Below are 2,620 nucleotides of genomic sequence, written 5' to 3'. Positions count from 1 at the left end.
CCGATTGTATTTCCGATGACGCTTGGCAGGGCTGCCATGATGTTGTCGCCGAAGTCGCTACCTTCGAGCAACGTTCGGGTTGCGGCGTTTGCAAGGGCATCCGCGGCGCTGGTCGCCGCCTGCTGCGCGTAACCCGCCATGCCGTTGGCGAACTGGCCGCCCGATACGCCCAGAACGTTTCGGGCGAAGGCGCCTCCGGCTCCAGCACCGATCCCAGCTGCGGCCACGCCCACCCAATCGAACTTGGATTGCAGGCCGGTGGCCACGCCGATGCCTTGGGTGATCGCGCTGCCGACAGCACCGCGCACCGCATTGCTGAGGAAAGTATCGGCTTTGAGGAATTTGCCTGCCGTACCTCCAACCTGTCCCAATCCGGCGCCAACGCCACCGGCGATGGCAGACAGTGCTACCCCGCTCCAGCTGAAGCTATCCTGGATACCAGTTGCTAGCCCAAAGGTCTGGCTCGCGATGGATCCAGCAGCTCCGGCTGCAGCACCACCCGCGACGGGGCCCAGCGCTGCGGTTAGCGAGCCTGCGCTAGCAATGGTAACGGCTACTGCGACCGCGATGAGGAGGATTTGTCCGAAGACGCCGCAACCGCCTCGTCTGGAGGGGGCTTGCGGGGTTGGGGTGGTGGGGTTGGTGTCGCCGAGGGTTTTGGCGGGGTCGTAGGGGTTGAGGGTTGCGGCGTTGAAGGTTGCGCGCTGGACGCCGGCGGGGAGGTTGAGGCGCTGGCCTTCGGTGAGGCCGGCGGGGCCGGACAGGCCGTTGGCCTGGGCGATCTTGTACCAGAGATTGGCGTCGCCCCACACGCTTTGCGCGATCGACTGGAGCGTTTCGCCCGCCCGCACGACATAGCCGCCGCCGGCCGAGCCCTGAGCGTAGCTGTTGATCGGATCGACGCCGGACTGGTCGAAATCGGCGGTGGCGGCGCCCCAGGTGGCGCCGCCGCGGAAGGCGCCGGTGCCCTGGGTCTGGGTGCGCGCGTCGATCGAGGCCTGATAGTCGACCGAGGTCGTGCCGTTGTTGCCGTTATAGCCGATCTGCTTGCCGCCGAAGCGGTACCAGATTTCGTGCGGGTCGCCCTGGGCGCCGTTGTTGTCGCTCTCGTCGCGCCGGATCACCTGGCCGAACATGTCGTTGGTGAAGCGGATGTTGCGCGGCCGCCCGTCGCCGACAGTGACCGAGGCGAGGTTGCCCCAGCCGTCATAATAATAGTTGCTGGTCTTGGTCGATTGCCCGGTCTGGCTGTAGCTGACCGAGCTCGCCACCGCACCGGCATACCAGATATAATTGGTGCTGGTGGTCGAGGAATATTGATAGCTGCCGTTCTTGTAGGTGGTGGCATAGGCGTTGACCACCGCGCCCAGGGCATAGTTGCTGCCCCAGCCATAGTCGTTCGACAGATAGCTGGTGATCGTGTCGTTGCCCTGACGGGTGACGACCGTCTCGCTCGTCACCCGTCCGCCGACATCGAGGGTGATCTGGCGATCATAGGCGGCGGTGCCGTTGCTGTTGCCGTCCCATTGGAAGTCGATCTGGCGGGTCATGCGGCCCTGGCCGTCATATTCGTAGCGCGACTTCAGCTGGGCATAGCCAAGCGGCAACGGGGAGGCGGTACCATCGCCATTGTCCGAATAGCCGCTTTGCGCGATCGATACCGTCGCCAGATTGCCGTCGGCATCATAGGTGTAGTTCTCGCGCCGGGCGGCATCGTAGATGGCAGTGACATACGCCCCCCAGCTGCCATTATCGGGCTCGGGATATTCATAATATCCGCCGCCGCCGTTGCCCGGCACATAGACGTTGGGGTCCCAGACCGTGGCATAGCCGGTCGTCGTCACCGTCGCGGTCGCGCGGCGGCCGTCGAGATAATAGCTATAGTCGGTGCCCTTCGCGCCGCGGACGATCTGGCCGTTGATCAACTGGCCCTTGGCCAGGATCACCCGGTTCATCGCGTCATAGGCATACCAATAATCCTGCCCGGTCCGGTAGGCGATGCCGCCATTCTGGTCGAGCATCGCGAAATCCGACGTCACCCTCCGGACGTTGCCCATGGCATCGTAGCTCCAGGTGACATGGGCCGCCGGCGTGGTGGGGTTGCCCCATTCGTTCCAGCCGGTCATCCGGTTCAGCGCATCGTAGCTGGCACTCGCGTCGCGGAAGGTCGTCGAGGCGGTCTGCCACTGCCAGTCCGAGACCCAGTAGCCGCCGCCCCAATAATCCTGGTCGTTGTAATAGCCGTTGTCGACCCACTGGCCGCTGTCGCGCGTATAGACCTCGCGCACGCGGTTGCCGTTCGCATCGTAGCGGAAGCTGGTGCGGTCGACCTGATAGCTTTGCCCGACATTGTTCGGCGCCGATGCCGGATCGCCGGTGGTGGAGACGATCGAGCCCACCAGCCCGGTGTTGAGATAATTGGTGGCGATGGTCGGACCGCGGCCCCAGCGCAGCACCTGGCGACCGGCCAGATCATAGGCGAAGTTCGCGGTCGGGCCGCCCAGATCGGCGGTGTAGGTGACATGGCCGAACATGTCGCTGTTTTCCACCGAGGTGCGGCCATTGGCGTAGCTGGTCGTCTTCACCCAGCCGCCGAACGTGCCCATCCCCGTCGTCGTCA

1 protein-coding gene is annotated in these 2,620 nt (G+C 64.7%); it reads right to left on the bottom strand.

Annotated elements, in window-relative coordinates; all coding sequences use genetic code 11:
* Positions 1-2,620 (bottom strand): LysM peptidoglycan-binding domain-containing protein (locus tag KK7_RS20845; RefSeq protein ID WP_010545477.1); only part of this gene is annotated, 2,620 nt, incomplete at both ends.

Source organism: Sphingomonas elodea ATCC 31461 (assembly GCF_000226955.1).
Classification (GTDB): domain Bacteria; phylum Pseudomonadota; class Alphaproteobacteria; order Sphingomonadales; family Sphingomonadaceae; genus Sphingomonas; species Sphingomonas elodea.
This window is presented reverse-complemented; position numbering and strand designations above follow the sequence as displayed.